The following is a 22,130-nucleotide window of genomic DNA, read 5'->3' on the forward strand; positions in this document are numbered from 1 at the left end:
GCCGTTCGGGCCGCGTCCGCGTTCCCGCGCGGGCGGCACCGGCGGCACGCGCACCACCACGATCCGACACCCGAGACAAGGGCGACGCCGCACCATGAGTTCCCACGAGCAGATACCCGAAGCCGTGTCCCTGATCGGAGTCGGACGCGTGCACGGCAAGGGCACCGCCGCCGTCACCGCGCTGAGTGACGTCACCGTCGGCATCTCCCGCGGCAGCTTCACCGCGGTCATGGGCCCCTCGGGCTCCGGGAAGAGCACGTTCCTGCAATGTGCGGCCGGTCTGGACCGGCCGACCAGCGGCACCGTACGGCTCGGCGAGACCGACCTGTCCGGGCTGAACGAGACCGGACTGACCGAACTGCGCCGCGAGCGCGTCGGCTTCGTCTTCCAGGCGTTCAACCTGATGCCCTCGCTGACCGTGCTGGAGAACATCACGCTGCCGCTGCGTCTGGCCGGCCGCAAGGCGGACCGCGAGTGGCTTGCCGAGATCGTCCGGCGGGTGGGTCTGACCGGGCGTACCGAACACCGCCCGGCCGAGTTGTCCGGTGGCCAGCAGCAGCGCGTCGCGATCGCCCGCGCGCTGGTCACCCGGCCCGAGGTGGTCTTCGCCGACGAACCCACGGGCGCGCTGGACACGGTCACCGCCAAGGAGGTGCTGGTCCTGCTCCGGGACACGGTGGACACGATGGGGCAGACCGTGGTGATGGTCACCCACGACCCGGTCGCCGCCTCCTACGCCGACGAGGTGCTGTTCCTCGCCGACGGCCGGATCACCGACCGGCTCGCCGGGGCGAGCGCCGAGCAGATCGCGGACCGGATGACCCACCTGGGCGCGTGGGCCGCCTGATGCTCTTCCTCGCCCTGCGTACGCTGCGCGCCCGAAAAGGCGGCTTCATCGGCGCGTTCGTCGCGCTGATCTGCGCCGCCGCCCTGGTCACCGCGTGCGGCGCGCTCCTGGAGACCGGCCTGCGCGGCGACATCCGCGTCGAACGCTACGCCGCCACCGACACCGTGGTCACCGCCGACCAGAACCTGCACTGGACCAAGCACAAGAAGGGCAAGACCAAGGTCAAGTCCAAGCCGCTGACCGAGCACGCCTGGCTGGACGGTGCCGCCGTGGACCGGCTGCGCACGATCCCCGGCGTGGAGGTGGTGCCCGAACTGACCTTTTCCGCCCACGTGCTCACCGCCGGCGGGCGAGCCCTGGACACCGACGACAACGCGTGGGGGCACGCGTGGGAGTCGGCGCGGCTGACCCCGTTCGGGCTGCGCGCGGGTCGCGCCCCGGCGGCGGCCGGCGAGATCGTGCTGGACGCGGACCTGGCCCGGCGGGCCCGAGTCGAGGTCGGCGGCACGGTCACCGTGCAGGCCGGACAGGCCCCCGACACCTACCGTGTGGTGGGCGTCGCGTCGCCGCCCGGTCGGGACGCGTTGGCCCGGCAGGCCACCGTGTTCTTCGGGACCGAGGACGCCCGGCGGCTGGCCGGCCACCCCGGACAGGTCGCGGCGGTGGGCCTGTTCGCCGCCCCGGGCGCGGACCCGGGCACCGTGCGCAAGGCCGCGAAGACGGCCCTCGCGGGGACCGGCGCGCAGGTACGGACCGGTACCGATCGTGGCCCCGCGGAGTTCCCGGCGGCGGCCAAGGCCCGGGTCACCCTGATCAGCCTCGGCGGCGCGCTCGGCGGTACCTCGCTCCTGGTGGCCGTCCTGGTCGTGGTGGGCACGTTCGCGTTGTCCGTCCAGCAGCGTCGGCGGGAGATCGCGCTGCTGCGCGCGATCGGCGCGACGCCCCGGCAGATCCGGCGCATGGTGGGCCGCGAGGCGCTGGTGGTCGGCCTGCTCGCGGGCGCGCTCGGTGCCTTCGCCGGCCTCGGCCTGGCCCGTTGGCTGCACGCACGGTTCGTCGCGTTCGGCGCGATGCCGGACACGCTGGAATTGAGGCTCGGCCCCTTCCCGCTGATCGGCGCGGCACTGCTGACCCTGGTCGCGGCCTGGACCGCGGCCCGCGTGTCGGTCCGGCGCGCGGCGCGGGTGCGGCCCACCGAGGCCCTGGCCGACGCGGCGATCGAACGGCCCCGGGTGGGCGTCGGGCGACTGATCGGCGGGCTGATCGCGGCGGCGGGCTACGCCGTGCTGCTCCTGGTGCTCAGCGGGTTGGACACCGAGCCCAAGTCCACCCCCGTCACGTTCCTCACGGTGATCCTGGCCGCCGTCGCGATCGCGCTGCTCGGTCCGATCGTGGCCCGCGCGGCGACCGCCGTGTTCGGCGCGGTGGTCGGGCGCCTGTCGCCGGTGAGCGGCTTCCTGGCCGCGCGCAACGCCCGGGCCGCGGCCGAGCGGGTGGCCGCCGTGGTCACCCCGCTGAGCCTGGCGGTGGCGATGGCCTCGACCATCCTGTTCACCCAGACCACCGCGAGCCACGCCGCCCAGGAGCAGGCGAAGGCGGGCACGTTGGCGTCGTACACGCTGGCCGCCGGCCCCGGCGTACCCGGTCGGGCGGCCGAGGCGGCGCGTGTGGTGCCCGGGGTCGAGGTGGTCACCGAGGTGCTGCACACGCTCGTGCGGGCCGGCCAGGACAAGTTCCCCGCCCAGGGCGTCACGCCGAGGGGCCTGGAGCGCACGCTCGACCCGAAGACGACGTCCGGCTCGTTGGCGGCGATGACCGACACCACGGTCGCGGTGAGCGACCTGGCCGCCAAGACCAAGGGAGTCGGGGTGGGCGACGATCTCGAGGTCACGATGGGCGACGGCGTGGCGGTCACGTTCAAGGTGGTCGCGGTCTACGAACGCGGCCTCGGCTTCGGCGACCTGACCCTGCCGTACACGGTCACGGCGGCGCACGTGGACCGGCCGGCCGCCGCGGCGGCGCTGATCTCCGGGACACCCGCGTTGTCCCGGGAGCCGCTGCGGCGCGCGATGGCCGACTTCCCCGGGGTCCGGGTGCTCGACCGCGGCGAGGTCGAACAGGCCCGGCGGGACCGGGCCGGCGCCCAGGCCCAGGTCAACTACGTCGCGATGGGGCTGATCATCGCGTTCACCGGGATCGCCGTGGTGAACACGCTGGTGATGGCCACTTCGGCCCGGCGGCGCGAGTTCGCGCTGCTGCGACTGGTGGGTACCACCCGCCGACAGGTGATGCGGATGTTGCGCTGGGAGACCGGGGCGGTGGTGCTGCTCGCCGCCGGGCTGGGCTCGCTGGTCGCCTACGCGACGCTGACCGCGTACAGCGTGGGCATGACCAAGAGCGCGTCGCCGTACGCGCCGCCGTTGACCTACGCGACCGTGGTGGTCGTGGCGGCGGGGTTGGCACTGTTGTCGACGGTGGTGCCGGCGCGGGTCGCGCTGCGAGGGAACCCGGCGGACACGATGGGGCTGCGCGACTGATCGCCGGGCGAGCGGGGGAATGCCGGCCGGGCCTGGGTGGCCCGGCCGGCGCTGTGTTGTGGGGGAGTCGGGTGGAGTGGGTGCGTCAGACCGTGGTCGGGGCGAGTTCGGCGATCGCCGCCTCGGCGGCGTCCAGGATGTCGCCGTCGTGCGCGCCGGTGGCGACCGTGTCGTGGAAGAGCCGGACTCGGGCATCCTCGATGCCACAGAAGTGGGAGATGCCCACGCGGAGTCGGCGATCGAGCAGGTCGTCCCAACCGCCCTCGGCGAAGTGTTCGCGCGAGTAGCCGGCCAGGCCCAGCCACACCATGCGCCTGCCGGCCAGTCGCGGGCGGCTGCGACCGTAGGCGAAGCCGTGGTTCCAGACCCGGTCGACCCAGCCCTGGAGCAGCGCGGGCAGGCCGAACCACCACACGGGGAAGACCACGACGATGGTGTCCGCGGCCTCGATCCGGGCCATGTGTGCCCGAACCTCGGGACTGTAGAGCTTGTCCCGGTCGGACCAGTCCGGCTCGTCCTCGACCGTCATCCTCGGGTCGAATCCCTCGGCGTGCAGGTCGAGTACGTCCACGGTGTGGCCGTCGGCGAGCAGTCGGGCGTGTGCACGCGCGGCGACCCGGGCGGTGAGCGAGTCGGCGCGTGGGTGGGCGACGACGAGGAGGGCGTGCGGGGCGGTGCCGGTCATGTCGTGACCTCGTTTCCGGAGAGGGGTCAGTCGGCCAGACGAACGAGCATCTTGCCGGTGTTGGCGCCGCTCAGTACGCCCAGGAACGCGGCGGGAGCCCGGTCGAGGCCGTCGAACACGGTCTCCTCGGTGTGCAACGATCCGTCGGCGATCCAGTCGACGGCGCGGCCGATGTACTCGGGGAACAGCGCCAGATGGTCGGTGACCAACATCCCGCGCAGGTTCAGCCGCCGGATGTACGCCTGGAAGAGATTGCTCGGGCCGGGCACCGGCTCGGTCGCGTTGTAGCCGCTGATCGCGCCGATCAGCGCGAACCGGGCGCCGACCTTGGCGTTGCCGATCGCCGCTTCGAGGTGGTCGCCGCCGACGTGGTCCAGGTAGACGTCGATGCCCTCGGGCGCGGCCTGGGCCAACTGCTCGCCGATCGCGCCGGCCCGATAGTCGAGGGCGATGTCGTAGCCGAAGTCGGCGCGCAGCCGGGCGGCCTTGGCCGGGCCGCCGGCCGAACCGATCACCTTCGCCGCGCCCAGCTTGCGGGCGATCTGTCCGGCCACGCTGCCCACCGCGCCGGCCGCGCCGGAGACGAACACCGTGTCGCCCGGCCTGACCTCGGCCACCTCGGTGAGCGCGGCGTATGCGGTCAGACCGGGGGTGCCGAGTACGCCGAGATACGCCTGGGCGGGCACGGCGGAGGTGTCCACGACGATCGTGGTCGCCGCGTCGACGACCGCGTACTCGCGCCAGCCGGCGAAGTGCGACACGGTCGCGCCGACCGGGACGGTGTCGGCACGGGAGGCGATCACCTCGCCGATCGCGCTGCCGTCGAGGGCGGCGCCGAGCGCGAAGGGTGGGATGTACGACTCGACGTCGTCCATGCGACCGCGCATGTAGGGGTCGACGGACATCCAGGTGTTGCGGACCAGGACCTGGCCCTCGGTCAGGGCCGGGATCTCGGCGGTGACCAGGGCGAAGTCGGCGGCGGTGGGGGCGCCGACGGGGCGGGCGGCGAGGCGGATCTCGCGGCCGGTGGTGACGGGGGTGGTGGTGACGGACATGATGGGCTCCGGGTTCCGGTGGGCGGTTCGGGGTGTTCCGAACTCGATGGCAGGACTCTGTCGCCGGCCGCGCACGAAATCCTGGGGGTTTGCGCACGGTCCCTGGCCGGGGGCCGTCAGAGCCCGGTTGACCTGCGATAACGTGGCGGCATGCGCTTCGGGGTGATGGGTCCGCTGGCGGTGTGGACGGCGGACGGGCAACCGGTGCGGGTCCCGGAGTCGAAGGTGCGGGCGCTGCTCGCGGATCTGCTCGTCCATCGGGGGCGGCCGGTGTCGGCGGATCGGCTCGTGGAGGACCTGTGGGGCGCGGATCCGCCGGGCAATCCGGCCAATACGCTCCAGACCAAGGTGTCCCAGCTGCGTCGGGCGCTGGGCGGGCCGGAGTCGGTGGTCCGGCGGCCGGCGGGCTATCAGCTGCGGATCGAGTCGCACGCGGTGGATGCGGACCGGTTCGCCGACCTGACCGCGCGGGCGCGGGCGAGCGACGACGTGCGGGTGCGGGCGGGGCTGCTCGCGGACGCGCTCGCGCTGTGGCGTGGGCCGGCGTTCGCGGACTTCCGGGACGAGGAGTTCGCCCGCGCGGCGATCACCCGGCTCGAGGAGGCGCGGCTGACCGCCGTGGAGGAGCAGGCCGAGGCGCGCCTGGAATTGGGCGAACACGCGCTGCTGGCCGACGAGTTGGCGGAATGGGTGGAGCTGAATCCGGTGCGTGAGCGGTTGCGGGCCGCGCAGCTGCGCGCGTTGTACCGGGCCGGGCGGCAGGAGGAGGCGCTGGCCCGATATGCGGAGTTCCGCGAGCGGTTGGCGGACGAACTCGGTCTGGATCCGGGGCCGGAACTGGCGGCGTTGCAGCGGGCGATCCTGGCTCGGGATCCGAGCCTGGGTGGAGGTGCCGCGGTTGCCGCGCCGGCCGCGCCGGCGGACGGTCCTGCGGGCGGCGCGGTGGCTGGGGCGCCGGCTCGTTCGCGGAGCAATCTGCCTGCCGCGTTGACCGAGTTGGTCGGGCGTGCGGAGGCCGTCGTCGAGGTGGACGGGCTGCTGCGGGGCGGTCGGCTGGTGACGTTGACCGGGCCCGGCGGGGTGGGGAAGACCCGGTTGGCGCTGGCGTGCGCGGCGCGGGCGACGGACGACTACCCGGACGGGGTCTGGCTGGTCGAACTGGCCGGGCGGCGCGAACCGGACGGCGCCGAGATCGCCGACGCGATCGCCTCGGCGCTGGGCATTCGGGACGAGCGGGCCGTGGGTGCGGGGTATCGGGTGTCCGAGTCGCGCGCCCGGGTGGCGGACGCGCTGCGCGGGCGGCGGGTGTTGCTGGTCCTGGACAACTGCGAGCACGTGATCGAGCCGGTCGCCGAGGTGGTCGACCAACTGCTGCGGGCCGCGCCCGGGTTGCGGATCCTGGCCACCAGCCGGGAGCCGTTGGCGGTGGCCGGCGAGGTGCTGTCGGTGGTGCGGCCGCTGGTGGTGCCGGCGGAGGGGGCGGATCCGGTGGCGTTGGCCGGGTCCTCGGCGGTACGGCTGTTCGTGGCCCGCGCGGCAGCGGCGGCGCCGGGGTTCGTGCTGGACGCGCACACGGCGGACGCGGTCGCGGCGATCTGCCGGCGGCTGGACGGGATCCCGCTGGCGTTGGAGCTGGCCGCGACCCGGGTGCGGGGGCTGGGCGTACACGGCCTCGCGGCGCGCTTGGACGACCGGTTCCGGGTGCTCGGGGTGGGGCGACGCGGGGCGCCGGTGCGGCAGCAGACGTTGCGCGCGATGATCGATTGGAGCTGGGAACTGCTCGGCGGCGCGGAGCGGGTGGTGTTGCGGCGGCTCGCGATCCACGGGGACGGCTGCGCTCCGGAGGCGGCCGAGGCGGTGTGCGCGGGCGGCGAGGTGGAGCGTGCCGACGTGCTGGACCTGGTCGGTCGGTTGGTGGACCGTTCGCTGGTGGTGGTCGTCGAGGGGCCGGCCGGGCCCAGGTATCGGCTGCTCGAGTCGGTCGCCGCCTACTGTGTGGAACGGCTGGATGCGGCAGGGGAGTTGGTGGCGGTTCAGGAGCGACACGACCGCCATCTGGCCGATGTGGTCGAGCGCGCCGGGCCTCGGCTGTACGGACCGGAGCAGTGCGAGTGGCTGGCTCGGCTGGACGCGGAGCGGGTGAACCTGGGCAACGCGCTGGAGGGCGCGGTGCGGTGCGGGGACGCGGGGCTTGCGCTGCGGCTGGCGGGTGGGGCCGCGTGGTACCGGTTCCTGCGGGGGCGCTATCGGGAGGCGCGGCGGGCGTTGGCGGCGGCGTTGGCGGTGGAGGGTGCCGGTGCCGGTGCCGGTGCCGGTGCCGGCGCCGGTGCGGGTGAGGTGGTGCGGGCGGCGGCGGGGGCGTGGGAGGCCGGGTTCGCGATGTTGACCGGGGAGGGCGGGGATCCGCTGGGGCGTAGCCGGGAGGCGGTGGCGGCCTATGCGGAGATCGTGGAGGGGCGGGCGCGGGCCGAGTGGTTCCTCGGACTGGCACACCTGCACGTGGGCGACGCGGACACCGGTGGCGAGCTGACCGAGCGGGCGCTCGTGGGGTTTCGGGCGACGGACGACGCGTGGGGGATCGCGGCGGCGCTGGCCGGTCGGGCGAAGTGGGCGATGTTCCGGGGCGACCTGGTCACGGCGGGCGAGGCCGCGGCGGACAGCGCGGCGCGGTTCGCCGGGTTGGGCGAGCGGTGGGGGCGGGTGCAGGCGTCGGACATGCTCGCGTATGTGGCCGAGGTGTCGGGGGAGTACGACCGGGCCGCCGCACTGCATCGCGAAGGGCTGCGCGGGGCCGAGGAGTTGGGGTTGTGGACCGACGTGTCGTATCGGCTCTCGGGGCTCGGCCGGATCGCGCTCCTGCGCGGCGACTTCGCGCGGGCGGCGGAGTTCCACGAGCGGGGGCGGCGGTTGGCGGTGGAGCAATCCGACCGGTTCGCGGAGGAGTTCGCCGAGGTCGGCCTGGGGCTGGGGGCGCGGCGGGCGGGGGATCCGGCGGCTGCTGAGCGGCATCTGCGCAATGCGCTGGAGTGGAATCGGCGGTTGCGGGAGGACTATGGGGTGCCCTACTACGGGGTGACGCTGCTGCTGGCCGAGTTGGGCTTCGTGGCGGAGTCGCGGGGGGACGCGGTCGCGGCGCGAGCGTTGCACGAGGAGGGGTTGGCGGCGGCGCGGGCCTCCGGCGATCCCCGGGCGGTCGCGCTGGCGCTGGAGGGGTTGGCCGGGGTCGAGGCGATCTCGGGGCGGGCGAGCGAGGCTGCGACGCTGTTGGGGCGGGCGGAGGCGCTGCGGGCTGCGGTCGGTGCGCCGTTGCCTGTCGGCGAGCGGGGTGACGTGTTGCGGATCGCCGGTGTGGCGCGGGCTGCGCTCGGGCCGGAGGCCTTCGACGTTGCCCACGCGGTGGGCGTCGCATCCCCGCCCCCGGCGCGTGCGCCAGGTTAGCCCTCAAGCGCCGGCCGGGCTGTTTCGCCTCATGCGCCGGCGGGGCTGGTTGGCCTCAAGCGCCGGCCGGGCTGCTTCGCCTCATGCGCCGGCGGGGCTGGTTGGCCTCAAGCGCCGGCCGGGCTGCTTCGCCTCAAGCGCCGGCGGGGCTGTTTCGCCTCAAGCGCCGGTCGGGCTGCTTCGCCTCATGCGCCGGCGGGGCTGGTTGGCCTCAAGCGCCGGCCGGGCTGCTTCGCCTCAAGCGCCGGCGGGGCTGTTTCGCCTCAAGCGCCGGTCGGGCGGGTTGGCCTCGTGCGCCGGTCGGGCTGTTTTGCTTCGTGTGCTGGGTGGGATGGTTTTGGAGCGTTGGTGGGGCTGGGCTCGGTTGGCTTGTTGGCGTCGGTCGGTGGCCGGCCGTGGGGTCGGGTTCGTTGCCGTCGGCGGTGGGGTGTCGCCGTGATTGCGTTGCTGGGCGGATGGTTGTTGTGGGTGCACTTCCGGGGCCAGGAAGTGCACCCCACAACAGGACCCCGGTTTTACGGGGTTTCGAACGCGGCACCTCGGCCGATGGCGATGAGTTCGTTGCCGAGTACGGCGATGGTGGGGGTTTCGCGCGAGGCGCAGCCGTCGACGAGGGTGGCGGGGGACCAGGCTCCTTCGCGATGGGTGGTGAGCCACAGCAGGCCGTCGGGATCGGTTGCGAGCGCGTAGAGGTCGGTTCCGTGGGTGGTGGCGCGAGGGTCGGTGGCGGCGCGTAGGGGGGTGCCGATCGGTGTGGGCACGGTGCTGCCCGCGGGGTATTCGTACAACACGGTGTCTCCGCCCCGAACGCGCGCCACGTAGCCGAGTTTGCCGCTGTAGGCGAGGAGTTCGGCGTCGCCGCCGGAGGGTGGCGTCGGAACGTGTGCGGCGTGTTCGGTCCAGGCGCCGTCGCTTCCGCGCCGGTGGATCGTCCAGCCGAATTCCTCGCTGCCGCCGACGCCGTACTTGCGCATCACGGCGTTCATCCGAGTGCCGTCCCACGCCAGGGACACGCCGCCGAGGTCGGGTGCGGGCATGTCCGTCTCGGGGCCCCAGGCCGTAGCCGACGTCGTGACGCTGTACCGCTGCTTCCCGGCGTGGTCCACCCGGGCGCAGGCCAGTTGGCCGCCCATGGAGGTGAGGGAGATGGGCGACTCGACGGCGGCCCGGCCCGGTGAGGCGGATTGGTGACGCCAGATTCGGCCGTCGAAGGTGGCCCAGGCGAGCACATCGACGTCGTGCGGGCGGTACACGAGGTGGAGGAGTCCGTCGTGGACGGCGATGGCGGGCGGCGCCCCGACCGGCGCGATGTCCAGGGGAACAAGCCGCGTCCAGGTGCCCGCACGCAGGTCGTAGCGCCTCATCGACAACTCGGGCCGATGGACGAACCCGCCCGCGGGGAGGATCGGCAGAGGTGTGTCGTAGCCGACGAGATTGTCCGTCACCACACCGGTTTCGACAGTGAGCGAGGGCGTGACGATGTTGGGCCGGTCGACGGTGAGCAGCACCGTGCGCACGGCTTCGAGTTCCCCGGACGGGGACGACGCCGAGCCGTGCAGTTCGACCACCAGGTCGCTGCCGATGTTGTGCAGGACGAACTCGGTGCGGCCGGTGACGTCGATGTCCGCCCCCGGGTAGCGCAGACCGAACGAGCCGCCCTCGGCGTCCCAACTCAGCGTCGACGAGCCGCCCTGTTGCACGCGCAACGGGTGGGCGACGAGGTTTCCGAGATGGAAGGTCGGCGGGAACTTGGAGACGGGCAGCGTTACCTCCTCCTCCGTCCAAGGGTCGTCGGGAACCGCGGATCGGCGCACGGTCGCGGTCACCCGGACCACTGCTCGGCCGACCGTCCTGTTCACCGGAACATCCCCGACGGACAGCGTGAGCCCCGTGTCCAGGGCGATGTCGTCGAGGCCTCCCGACGGGGTGAACACCACGTCTCCGAACGGGCCTACGGTGCTGTGCCATCCGTCGCGGTCGGCAGCGGCGGTCACTCCGGTCATCGTCGTGGCGAGATGCGCGGCGCTTTCGCCGACCGGCAGCGTCACCTTGATCTCCCGGCACTGCACCGGGTCCTGGGCGCGGCGGATGAGGGTCACCGCGAGCAGGGCCTTACGCGGGTCGCCGGACGTCGGTGACACGGCGATCGGGTGCGGTGTCGTGGTGAGTCCGTACAGGAGCAACCGCGCGGTCGAGACGCGCGGCGCGGCGGGGGCGGTCATGTCGTTCCTCCGGGAGTCGAAGCGTGCCTCAGACGATGAAGAGGCGGTTGTGGAGGGCGATGAGGCCCGGGGATCGGTCGAGGGGCCAGTCGTCCATCACGGGGACCCCGGCGCTCCACAGTTCGCCGTCGAAGCGCGCCATGTACAGCGTGCGCGAACCCTGTTCCCGGCACACGCAGTAGAGGTGGCCGGCAAGCTCGGCGAGGGCGGGCGTGCCGGTGACGGCCACGGAGCTCATCACGGTCTTGACGGTCCACCACGCGGAGGCCGAGTCGGGCGGTGCGTTGTCGACCTCCGCGCGCAGGTGGCCGGTGGTTTTGAGCCGGTAGACGCCGACGCGCAGGTTCCCGAACTCGGCGAACGCGACGCCGTCGACACCGTTCGTGCCCGACAGTGCTCTGACCGTGCCCCCGCCTCCCGGCACATTGCTGTAGTGCACGTTCGTGGTACCGGAATGGTGGAACAGGTATGTCAGGCGTTCGCCTTGGTTGGCCGCCACTCCCGGCAGCGTCTTGTCTCGCTGGTAATCGCTGGGTCCGTGGATCTCCGACCACGACAGATCGCGGTCGAGCCGCCGGTGCAGGAACTGGTCCCATTGAGGATGCCGGAAGATCCACACGATCGCCGTGCCGTAGCGGGTGATGGCGGCGTCCCGCCCCCGAGCGCGATGCCGGTCCCGGCGAGGCCAGCCGTAGCCGTCGTAGGTCGACCACAGCAGTTCGGTCGCGTCCGTCTGGGTCGCGATCACCGTCCCCTCGTGGCCGGATGCCGAAGCGGGGCGTTGGGCGGAGTATCCGTACCACGGCCAGGTGCTGTCGCTCAGGGTTCCGGTGACGGGTTCGTACGCCCAGGCCGGAGAGAGCGGCATCCCTTGGGGAACGACGATCGGTTCCGTGGGGTCGGACGGTTCGAGCGCTCCGGCCCGAAGTGTTCCCTCGACGACGACGCGTCCCGCGAGCCGTTGGGGGTCGAACACGTACACGGTGATCGACAGCGTGCGCTCCACGAACCCGGATCCGGATTGCGCACGGGCGTTGAGGTGGAACGTCGTGGTCTCGGTGAGCCCGCCCACCTCGATCGACTGCCGGTCGCCGACGGGAAACTCGTGGCCGTTGTACATCAGGGACACATGCGTCGCCGCCGACGCGTCCCAGCGCAGCGTCGTGCCGCCGCCGGGATCGACGGACAGGGGTTCGGCGACCAGGGAGCGCAGATGGAAGCCCAGCGGGTATTTCCCGACCTGGATTTCGGTGGTCTGCGTCTGCCACGCGGTGCTGCCGGTCGCACGCCACGACGCGGATACGGTGACGACGCTCGATCCGACGAGCCGGTTGACGCTCAAGCCGACGGCCTGGAACGTCACCCCGGTGGAGGCGTCGAACGCGGTGTGCGGCGGCTCGTCGGATGCCGGCGCGAACACTGTCGTGCACCGGCCCGATGCCGTGGTGGTGGTGCCCGTCCACCCCGCCAGGCTGATGCGGGTCTGCAGGTCCCGAACGTCGAGTGCGAGGTCGGCCTCGGCATCCCCGACTCGGAAGGCCACTTCGAAGCCGCGTACTTCGATCGTCCGCGGTTCGGCGAGCGACGTGATGAAGATCAGGTCGCCGAAGCCCGGTGTGCCCTCGGACGGCGAGACGCGCAGCGGGTCGGGATTGACCGCGAGATCGAAGAACAGCGGGTCGTTCGCGGCCGCGATCCTCCCCGATGCGGGCGCGACAAGGTGACGGACGAGGGTCATGACGGCTCCGTTTCCCCGGCCGCCTCGGCGAACGGCCGCCGTGCGGTGTCGGATTCCGGCGTCGACGCGGCCGCGAAGCGCACGCCGTGGGCCACCCGGCTCTCCAGTCGGCCCGTGGTGAGGGTCCCGGTGACCGTGAGGTCGTTCACCCTGATGTCCGGGTCGTGCACGCTGACGATCTTGGACAGCGTCGTCCACGCCGCGCCGGAACTGCCGCGTAGATAGAAAACGGTGGTGTGCCGGACACCGGCGACGTCGATCCTCTCGCGACCGGTGACGTCCACCATCACGTCGTCGTAGAGCAGTTGGAGTTGCGTGACGCTCGACGAGCGCCACGTCAGTTCGGCGGTGTCGCCACTGCCGATGACATCCTCGGCGGCGCGGAAGTCGGTCAGCGCGAATGCCTCGGGCAGCTTCGCGATCATGAACCGGGCACTCGCGTCGACGTCGAAGGTCTCCAGCGTGATCTCGGCCATGCCGACCGCGGCGTTGACCTTCACGCCGTCGAGCGTGACGATGACGCCCGCGCCCTGCGGCAGGTGCTCGCCGCCGTTTTCGTGCGCGAACGCGAACGTGCCCTGGCCGCTTTCGACGAGCAGCCACCCGGCACGGTCGACGGAGGGCTTGATGGAACCCACGTCCGAACTCAGGTGCGCGGACGTCGTGCCGATCGGGACCCGGACGCCGAACTCCGCGACGTGGGCACCGCCCGACGCGGCGGCCGAGACCGCCGCGGTGACGGTCACGTAGCTGTCCTGGCCGGGACGGGACACACGAACCCGGTCGGGCTCGGTCCGCACATCGAACGCGAGCGCGCCGCGGACGGTCGTGGGTGTGGATGTGGTCATGGGTGCGGCTCCTGGGGTCACGGGCGATCACCGGAAGCGGACGGGGTCGAGGCCGGGGCGTGCGGGTCACCGGGCGCGGTCGGTCCGGGGACGGCGGCGGTGGGTCCGGCCGAGGCGATCGTGGCCGCGTCGCCGAGCACGACGAAGCCGGTGCGGATGCGCGGGTCGCGTCCCAGCGGCCACAGGTCGGGGTCGGGAGCGGCCATGGGCAGGTTCAGCCACGTATCGCCGCGGCGCTCGGCCCAGGTCCACGAGCCGCCGGCGAGCGCCGGGTGCAGAGCCAACAGGTGCTCGGTGCCCGCCCCGTCGGTCGTTACCGGAGCCACCAGGGGCCCGGCCCGGAAGGCGATGGCGATCGACCGCAGGGCGTCGTCCACGAACGCCGGCGGGATGTGCGCCGATACGACCGGCAGCACACCGGTGGTGGCGTGTACCGCGCCGCGCGGGTCGATCAGCAGGGTGACTTCGGGGGGCGGACCGTCGACGGTGGTCAGGAGCCGTTGGCCACGGTCGATGGACCGCAGGTAGTCGGCTTCGCCGCCGGTCGGCAGGACGGTCTCGATGTGGTCGGCGTCGCCCGCCCGGACGTAGCCGATGAGCCCGTCGTCGAGTTGCCGGGCCTCACCGAGGCGCACGTTCCACGTGTATCGGCCGATCTCCGGCTCCGGCTGCTCGAAGATGGTCCTCCAGGAGACGTCCCTGCGTGGCGCGCCGAGCAGTTCGATGCCCACGGACATGCGCACGAGGGCGACCGGGCGGCCGAAGAAGTACGCCGGCGCGGGAGCCGCCGGGCCTTGCGGGTCGATGAGGGCATGCGCTTCCTCCAGGTGCTCGACCAGCGCGGTGAACCCGGCCGGGCCCCGGCGCACGACCCCGGCGAGGAGTTCGTGCGCGTACGGCGCGAGTTCCGCGAGGTCGTCGAGGTCGAACACGGTCGACCCCGGAAGGGCGTTCCACGACACGCGGCGTCCGGCGCCCACCCCGGTGATGCGCAGGTCGCCGAGCGCCGCCCCGGCCGGGCCGTAGCACGCGAGCGAATCGTCGACGCGGTTGTGCAGGAGCCATCCGGACACGGGGTTGCCGTCGGCGACCAGGTCGGCTTCGGTGCCGGTGCGCTGGTCGAGGAACCGCAGGGCGAGTCTGGCCGGTTGCAGGATCCGCGGGGTCAGCTGCACGAACCGGTCGGGCTCGATGCCGCCTGGTGCCTGGTCCGGGACGAAGGAGTCCGGACGGGCGATCTCGAAGCCCGAGGCGTGCTCGACGAGAACGACGGCGCGGCCGAACCGGTCCACGATTGCCAGCTCGCGGAACTCCACCAAGCCTGCCCGCAGTTGCTGGAAGTCACTGGGCATCCACGACTCCCACTCCTCGGCGGGGAATATCCCGGGTCGTGGCGCGCCGGCGCTGTCGCCGTCGCCGATGTCCGCCGCGAGATCGCCGTGCGGGCGCAGACCGCTGCCGATCAGACGCTGGCCGATCTGCGCGGAGAACCCGTCGAGGCGCTGGGAGAGTTCGTCGGTTTCGAGGAGGATCCGGCGCAGCGCGTCGATGGCCTCGCGGTCCAGGTCCTTGCGGTCCTTGGCGTAGGCGTCCAGGCGCCCCGCGGTGACGAATCCGCTGGTGGGGGTGAGGATTTGGCGTCCGGAGATGGTACCGCCGTAGTCGTGCCGCCCGGTGCCCCTCCAGCGGTACCGCTGTCCGTCGAACTCCCAGTGGCGTTCGCCGTTCGCGTCGGCGTAGTCGATGGCCTTGTAGTCCGCTCGCCAGGCCAGGAAGAGGGGTTGCCACGGTTGACGCCACGTCCGGGTGCCGTACTCGGGGAGCAGTCCGTCCACGGGCGACAACGGGCTCTGGTCGGCGCGTACACGATCCACGATGAAGTGCTCGGTGAGCAGACGGGGGACGATCGCGGGGAGCGCCTCCGTGTTGACCTCGGCCACGTCGGCGGCGACCGAACGGGCGGTCACCGTGCCGATGCGCGTGACGAGGCGTTCCTCCACGCGGCACGGAAGCGCCGAGTCGCGGGTGAGTGGGGCATGCGTGCCGGCGCCGCGCAGGAGCAGGACGGGGTCGGCGGCTTCCTGGTACTCGGCCGCGGGGTACCGCTGCAGCACTCGGGGCGCGGCCAGCCACGCCGAGGCGTACGCCTGCGCCTTGTCGTCGAGTTCCTCCTGGTCCAGCGCCCACGGGATGGCGGCGCGGGCGGCGGCGAGGCGGGTCGCGAGGTCGGCGACGGCGTGTGCGGGGGATCCGGCGACGGTCGCGTCGAGCCTGTCGCGGATGCCCTCGCCGAAGAACGGCGGCCTGGAACGACGCCTGTCGAGCGCCCACAGGTGGTAGAGGTACTCCCGCGCGTCGTGGAGCTCGCGTTCGAGCAGGTCGTGGGCACGTTGGAGGCGGTTGAGCTCGGCGATCCGCTCGGCCTGGACGGCGGCGCGTGCGGCGGCCGCGGCCGGGTCCTCCCGCGGTGCGTCCGCGGGGTTGCCGCGGTCGACGACGCGCCACACGTATCCGCCGGGCAGTGGGCCGAAGCCGGACAGGAGTGCCGCACGAGCGGGGAACAGATCGCCGTCGGTACGCTCGGCCCGATCGAGGCATCCGAGTGCGAACGCGTGGAAGAGACGGGCCTCTTCGGCGTCGAGCAGGCCGTACTCCGCCTCCACCGCGGCGGCGGCCTCGGCTGTGGAGTGGCCGATGCCCACCACGATCGTGTCCGCGGCCGGGATGTCGGAGGGCGGGGCGGGCGCGCCCCGGTCCGGCCGCCAGTCGAGGCCGATGACGCTGCCCGCGTACACCGACGCGCCCGGGCGGCCGTACATCGACGGCAGGAGCCAGCCCAGGTCGGCCATGACCTCGTCGAACCCGCCGCGCTGCAGGATGTCCGCGGACTCCTGCGCGTACCAGCCGATCACGCGATAGCTCACCCGGGCATCGCCGGAGACGTCGTCGAGGGTGTCGTGCATCGACAGCACGTTCCGGTTGTAGGGCTGGAAGGCCGCGAAGCTCAGCAGCCCGGGCCCGAGAGCGGTGAGGAACGGCTCGGGCCGCCGGTCGGGTTCGCGCCACGGAGCAGTCGCGGTGAGTTCGTGCAGTCGTCCGCACCTGGTGGCGGTCGGGCGATCCGTGAACGGGTCGAGAAACGCGCTGGTGCCGTCGTTTCCCAGGTGGTCGCTCTCCACGATCCAGCTGCGCACGCTCCCCGTGCCGTGGCTTCGGACCACCAGCCAGCGGTTGGGCACGAGCGGGAACTCGATGTCCGCGTCGCCGCTCTCGTGGCCCTGGGTGAGGCCCTCGGGAAGATGCCACATCAGATGCACGCCCAGGCGCGAGGGGTCGTCGCGCCACGGTTGCAGTTCCGTGAACGGATCGGGCTCGGGCGACATCCGGCGGGTCCCGAAATCCTGGAAGACCGCCGTCCAGCGGTGGATCGCGTACGTGCCGTCCGTGTCGCGCGCCGCGGGGTTGACCGCGAAGGCCGAGACCTCGATCGGCACCACCAGGGTGTCGTTTGCGGCCATGGTCACACGTTCCCTTCGCGGCGGTCGGCGGGTTCGTCGGGTTCGTCGGGTTCCGGGGTGGCGTATGGCGAGCCGGGTCGCAGGATCTTCTGCAGTTGCGGAGCCTTGATCAGCTGCAGCGCCAGTTGTGCGGACCCGAGCCGGGCGACGCCATGGACCTCGGCGAGCGCCGGTCCGAGCTTGTGCTCGATGTCGAGTACGTCCTGGTCGTTGTCGCGGAGGAACTGCCCGTAGTCGCCTTCGTCGGGGAACTGCCCCCGCGGATCGCCGATCGGCGGCACGATCGAGCGCAGCGGGGTCGCGCCGTCGTCGCCGATGCCGAACAGCAGGCCCTGCGGCGGCTCGCCCATCGCGAAGCCGTCCACGACCACGTCGAACAGCCGGAGCACGAGGTCTTCGTCGATGGTCTCGATGTGGATCGGCTGGATCTCGGTGTCGCCGTGGTAGCAGGTGTAGAGCGTGCCGGGCCATTGCGGGATCAGCCGCGAACGCATGAGGATGCCGGATCGGGGCTGGGTGATGGCGCGCATCTGCCGAGCGAGGTCGTTGAGGTCGGCGTCGAGGGCGTGACCGATGCCCACACTGAGCGCGCCGTCCACCACGGCGTGCAGCCACGCCGGGTCGACGTGGAAGAACCGGATGGACTCGGGCGGGAGCAAGTCCTCGGTCGGTACGAGCTGCCCCAGGGGAACGCCGCGGACCCGGGTCAGGTTCACCAACCAGTCGACCACGGGCGTGAGTTCGTCCTCGACGGCGGCGGTGAGCACCGCGCGCGTGGACGATTCGGCGAGTGCGCCGCGCAGGGTTCCGGCGGTCTGTGCGGAGACCGGGGTCTGCGCCGGGACCGCGCGGCGCCCCGCCCGCCGCATGTCGCCCGCGTCGCGCGTCCGAGCCCGGGCGAGCGGGCCGTCGGGGCCGAGCATGCGGTCGAAGGCGCCGCGGACGCGGTTCGCGCGTACCTCGGCGGCGAAGCCGCGCGACGTCGGCACGGACAACTCGGGGAAGGTCAGGATGCGCCGCAACGCATGCCGGGCGGCCTTGCGGTACTCGACCAGGGCGTGCCGGAAGTCGGCGTCGGCGAGGGCGTATTGGCGTCCCAGGCTGAACGCGGCCGCGTAGCTCGCGTCGTACATGCCGAGGGCTTCGACATAGACGAGCGCTTCCTCGGGTGTCTCCAGGCGCGGGCCCCGCCCGTGCGGCAGATCGTGGCCGGGCGCGGCGGTGAAGGCGCCGCGGTAGAAGCCGATGGTCGTCTCCCCGGACTCCAGGCCCTGCGGGAGGGCCGTGCCGCCCTGGCGCAGCATCGCGGCGGCCTGCGGGACGTCGCCCCCGGTCGGCACGCCCGAGTGGCGCAGCACGAGGTCCGGCGCGGTCGCCAGGTGGTTGGCGGTGCCACCGAAGCCCGTTCCGCGTCCGGTGTCGGTGTACGTCCACGAGTACAGGGAGATCAGCCGCAGCCCGTCCTCGGGCGGTGCGGTCCGGCCGGGAAGGTAGTCGGCGTGGCCGTCGAGGGACACCAGGTGGACGACGTGTCGCCCGCCTTCCGCGGCCGGGAAGCGGGACGCGACGAGGACCCCCTTGAGGGCGTCTTCGTCGGGCGGCGGGTCGGTGCCCAGCGCCCGGGTGGCGTCGGGCGGGCCGCCTTCGCGGATGTGCGCGAGCGCGGCGAGTTCTTCCCCGGTCGGGCAGATGGCGGTGAACAGCTCGGCCGGGACATGGATGCCGGCGACCGTCAGGTCCTTCTCGTCGTCGTACAGCGGCGGATCGAGCGTCGGCGGCCGACCAGGGCCCGCGTCGCCGGCGACGAACACCCGCGCGCTGGTCACGGTCACCGCCCCGACGGCCTCCCGGTCCTCCGGGAGTTCGCCTTGCCGGAACACCAGGAGAGCCAGCCACGCGGCGCCTTCCGGTGTGCCGGGCAGCCGGGTGAGCCACGGGAGCGACGCGTTCGCCAGGGCGATGTGCGGCAAGACCGTGGTGTACGCGCCCTCTTCCGCGGGCGGCGGGTAGCACGCCGCCACATCGTCGGGCCGCAACTGCAGCCGGGGCTGCCGGACGACGAAGTCCTGGTCCAGATCGGGGAGCAGGTCGGCGCCGACACGGTCGTCGCCGCCGCGGGTGTGGCCGACGGCGATGGAGTGCGTGCCCGCATACAGCGGCGGGATACGGTGATCGAAGAACCGGGTGCGGTGTCCGGGTGCGGACATCAGTCCTGCCTCCCCTCGCCCGACGCGGCGCCGGCGCGCACGAGCATCGGGTCGGCGGTGTATGTGGCGGGTACTCCGGCCGCGTGGCCGGGCAGGTCGACCGCGGCGCCCGCGGTGTCGATGCCGAGTGCGCCGAGCAGTTCGTACACCCTGCCTCGGGCGGTACGGCGTGTGTCGTCGTCGGCCGTGGCGCCGATCAGCTCGATGACGCCTCCGGGACGCGTCGGCCGAGGGATGTGGGGTGCGTCGCTTTCGCTGAGCGGGGCGACGCCGTCCGGGCGCATCGGGTCGTACGCGAACGTGTTCTCGCCGAAGTAGCCGGTCGACGGGCTGTATTTCGGCCCCGGGGACGTGAGTGTGACGCCGGTGAGGTGGCGATCGAGTTCCGCGTCGCCTGCCGCGGGGTCGTCGCGGTTCCACAACTGCGGTGGCAGCGCGGTCATGTGGGTGCGTCGTGCCCATCGCGCGAGGTCGACGGTCTCCCCGCGCAGGGTGACGGACACCCGCTCGGTGGTGCTGAGGGAGTCGACGCCCATGGGCCATACGCCGAACTCGTGGCCTCGTTCGACGATGTCGGCGTCGGCCGTCTTCAGCCTGATCTCGGTGAGCGGGACTTGCGTGTCGGTGCCGAAGGTGAACCCGGCCGGGTCGACCAGCCACGGACCGGACCACGGATCGTCGGCCGTGCCCTCCGTCAGCAGACCGTCCCCGGGGCGGAGCCGGGCCCGGGCCCCCGCCTGCGGCAGCATCGCCCGGGTCTGGGCCCAGTCCAGTTCGGATGCCGTGTCGCGCCGCCCGGCGCCGAACCGGATGGTGAAGGACACGAACCACACCTTCACCTTGGCCTCGCCGCCGGTCTGCGGCCCCCAGACGCCCAGCTCGACGCCCACCTCGATGGTCACGGTGATCCGGACGAAGACGATCTTCACCGAGCCGCGGACACCGATGCCGAGCGACATCCCCAGGTCGATGTAGAAGGGGTTCCACTCGATGAGGGCATCCGCCTTGGCCGTGCACCAGGCGGAGATGATCCCGGACTTGTACCGCACGTCGAGCATGCCGCCGGCCATCGCGGCACGCGGGGTGAGGGCGAAGTAGGCGTCGCCGGTGACGGTGACGTTGCCGCCGAGCGCCCAGTCGTATCCGATGCGCGGGAGATCGGGGTAGTACGCCGGAACGTCGTACGCGTGATGGTATCCGCCGGCGCTGAAGACGAAGTCGCCCGCGTGCGGATGGTCGCCGTACCAGATCTGCAGGCTCGCGCCGCCGCGGAGCTTGCAGTTCGGGTCGATCACGAACGAGTCGGGGCCGAGCGCGGTCGCGAGGAGGAACTCGCCGGAGGTCGGCTTGACGACGATCCGGATCCCGGCCTCGATGCGCGCGTAGGCGCGTCCCGATTTCGGGAAGGACGTCGAGGCCGTGCCGGTCAGCGCGAGGGTCAGGTCCTCGCCGGTCTGCACCAGGACGAGGGCGGTTCCGTCGATCAACTCGGCGATGGTGAACCCGATGCCGCCCGCCGCCCACACGTTCCCGGCGGACGGCGTGATCCACGGGTCGGAGCCGCGGGTGAGGGTGTCGAGGATCTCGACCGGATTCGTTGCGTCGCCGCCGATGGCGGCGGGATCCCTCAGCGCCTGCACGAACGGGAATGTGTGCACGTTGTCGAGGTCGGGGATGCGGATCCGGCTGTTCCACCCGAACCCGGCGGCGACGGACGTCAGCCGAAACGCCGGGATGCCGACGCCGGGTGTGGCGCCGAGCGCGGCGAACCCGAACATGGACACCTGGGCACCGGATCCGGACGCCGGGAACACGACGGCGCCGGTTCCCATGCCGTACAGGCCGCGCCTGCCTTCGCCGGCACCGAAGCCGAATGTCAGCAGGCCGCCGACCACGGCCCGGTACGGCGCCTCGGCCGGGCCCGCCTGCAGCACGCCGCGTACCGTCAACGGCGGCGCGGACCAGTGCACTTCGAGTGCGTGCCGGCCGTCGAGCGGGCCGGTCAGCCGGAAACCCCTGCCTCCTCCGGGGCCGCTCGCGCGGGCGTTCCGGCCGAGGACGGCGAAGCCGTCGGCGGTAGGCACGGCGTAGGCGGGCGGCGGGGCAGACGCCGCGTCCTCGTCCGCGGGGTGTGTGATGTAGCGCGGGCGACCGAGACCGTCCCTGGCGCCGCCCGGGTCCGGGACACGGCGGACGGGGCGGCGGATCGGCACCACCTCGCCGCCGGGGACGGCGAACCACGCCCCGGCCGACAACGGCCGCCGTGCGGTGATCCCGACGTCCGCGAGCCGGTCGGCGGCAACCCCCGTGGGAGTCACCAGGACGAGTCCCCCGCCGCAGGGCACGACCAGCAGCCGGTCCACGGCGGAGGCGAGGATGCCGCCGTCGCCGTCGAGCCCGTCGAAGGCCACGGCGAACGTGTCCCGGTCGGCGCTCACCCGGAGTCCGGTGAGCGGTGGCGCCGACATCGCGGGAACGTCGAAGCCGTACGCGGCGGCGACGTCGTGGAGCGGGGTATCCGGCAGACGAACAGCCAGGCCCACGCCCTTGACCGGACCGTCGGGGCACAGGAACTCCAGGCGCACCGGCAGTGGTTCGTCGCCGAAGACGAGCTGGGCCCGCCCCTCGATCCACAGTGCGTCGGGATCGGCGCGGTCGCCGTCGACCCGTAACAGTCGGCCGGGCGCCAACGCGCCGAAGCCGGGCAGGAGACCGACCTTGTCCAGGGCCAGTTCCACGCCGCCGGGGTCATGCCGGGAAAAAGCCTCGTGAACGTCTGCTCTGTCCATACCGGTACACGCTCCCGACTATGTCCAACTGACTGGATGGATGCTCGAATGGGACCCGAGCGCGCATGAATACCCTTAGCAATCAAGCGAATCGATGTGGTATCGACCGCTCGATCTCGACCGAAAATCACGGCGCTTGGCGCATTCCCGGACACGGTGCGGTCCCGATCGCCCCGGACGCTCGGATCGCACCCCGCTCCACCGGCTCGCCCCCGTGGACGGGGGTGGGGTTCAATGGCGGGTCTT

11 protein-coding genes are annotated in these 22,130 nt (G+C 72.6%); 3 read left to right on the forward strand and 8 right to left on the reverse strand.

Annotated features, from left to right (window positions below; all coding sequences use genetic code 11):
- The first annotated feature begins 94 nt into the window (after positions 1 to 94).
- Both B4N89_RS29870 and B4N89_RS29875 read left to right on the forward strand, forming a co-directional pair.
- The gene (locus tag B4N89_RS29870; RefSeq protein ID WP_078978864.1) at positions 95 to 847 is read left to right on the forward strand and encodes an ABC transporter ATP-binding protein; all 753 of its coding nucleotides are present in this window, start codon (positions 95 to 97) and stop codon (positions 845 to 847) included.
- On the forward strand, positions 847 to 3,384 hold the full coding sequence (locus B4N89_RS29875) for an FtsX-like permease family protein (protein ID WP_414646432.1): 2,538 nt from the start codon (positions 847 to 849) through the stop codon (positions 3,382 to 3,384). Before B4N89_RS29870 ends, B4N89_RS29875 begins: the two co-directional genes overlap by 1 nt.
- An 85-nt stretch (positions 3,385 to 3,469) precedes the next feature.
- On the opposite strand, the gene B4N89_RS29880 is transcribed toward B4N89_RS29875, so the two are convergent.
- Positions 3,470 to 4,069, reverse strand: coding sequence for an NAD(P)H oxidoreductase (locus B4N89_RS29880; protein ID WP_078978866.1), 600 nt, complete (start codon positions 4,067 to 4,069; stop codon positions 3,470 to 3,472).
- Positions 4,070 to 4,095: 26 nt separating this feature from the next.
- Complete coding sequence (locus B4N89_RS29885) at positions 4,096 to 5,124, reverse strand: NADP-dependent oxidoreductase (protein ID WP_078978867.1); 1,029 nt, start codon at positions 5,122 to 5,124, stop codon at positions 4,096 to 4,098.
- A 150-nt stretch (positions 5,125 to 5,274) separates the two neighbouring features.
- Between B4N89_RS29885 and B4N89_RS29890 the strand changes: the two genes are divergently transcribed.
- Positions 5,275 to 8,562: a BTAD domain-containing putative transcriptional regulator gene (locus B4N89_RS29890; RefSeq protein WP_078978868.1), complete on the forward strand. Its 3,288-nt coding sequence runs from the start codon at positions 5,275 to 5,277 to the stop codon at positions 8,560 to 8,562.
- A 515-nt stretch (positions 8,563 to 9,077) separates the two neighbouring features.
- Here B4N89_RS29890 and B4N89_RS29895 read toward each other — a convergent pair.
- The 6 genes from B4N89_RS29895 to B4N89_RS29920 are packed head-to-tail and all read right to left on the reverse strand — an operon-like array spanning position 9,078 to position 21,884.
- Complete coding sequence (locus tag B4N89_RS29895) at positions 9,078 to 10,784, reverse strand: hypothetical protein (protein WP_078978869.1); 1,707 nt, start codon at positions 10,782 to 10,784, stop codon at positions 9,078 to 9,080.
- A gap of 28 nt (positions 10,785 to 10,812) precedes the next feature.
- Positions 10,813 to 12,522 carry a hypothetical protein gene (locus B4N89_RS29900; protein WP_078978870.1) on the reverse strand — a complete coding sequence of 570 codons (1,710 nt, stop codon included), beginning with the start codon at positions 12,520 to 12,522 and terminating at the stop codon, positions 10,813 to 10,815.
- The gene (locus tag B4N89_RS29905; RefSeq protein ID WP_078978871.1) at positions 12,519 to 13,370 is read right to left on the reverse strand and encodes a hypothetical protein; all 852 of its coding nucleotides are present in this window, start codon (positions 13,368 to 13,370) and stop codon (positions 12,519 to 12,521) included. Before B4N89_RS29905 ends, B4N89_RS29900 begins: the two co-directional genes overlap by 4 nt.
- 17 nt (positions 13,371 to 13,387) lie before the next feature.
- Complete coding sequence (locus tag B4N89_RS29910) at positions 13,388 to 16,888, reverse strand: hypothetical protein (protein WP_078978872.1); 3,501 nt, start codon at positions 16,886 to 16,888, stop codon at positions 13,388 to 13,390.
- A 2-nt stretch (positions 16,889 to 16,890) separates the two neighbouring features.
- Positions 16,891 to 19,095, reverse strand: coding sequence for a hypothetical protein (locus tag B4N89_RS29915; RefSeq protein ID WP_201260936.1), 2,205 nt, complete (start codon positions 19,093 to 19,095; stop codon positions 16,891 to 16,893).
- Positions 19,095 to 21,884, reverse strand: a complete 2,790-nt coding sequence (locus tag B4N89_RS29920; protein ID WP_143658129.1) for a DUF6603 domain-containing protein — start codon at positions 21,882 to 21,884, stop codon at positions 19,095 to 19,097. The genes B4N89_RS29915 and B4N89_RS29920 overlap by 1 nt, the downstream gene beginning before the upstream one ends.
- Between the last annotated feature and the right edge of the window lie 246 nt (positions 21,885 to 22,130).

This window comes from Embleya scabrispora, assembly GCF_002024165.1.
Lineage (GTDB): Bacteria > Actinomycetota > Actinomycetes > Streptomycetales > Streptomycetaceae > Embleya > Embleya scabrispora_A.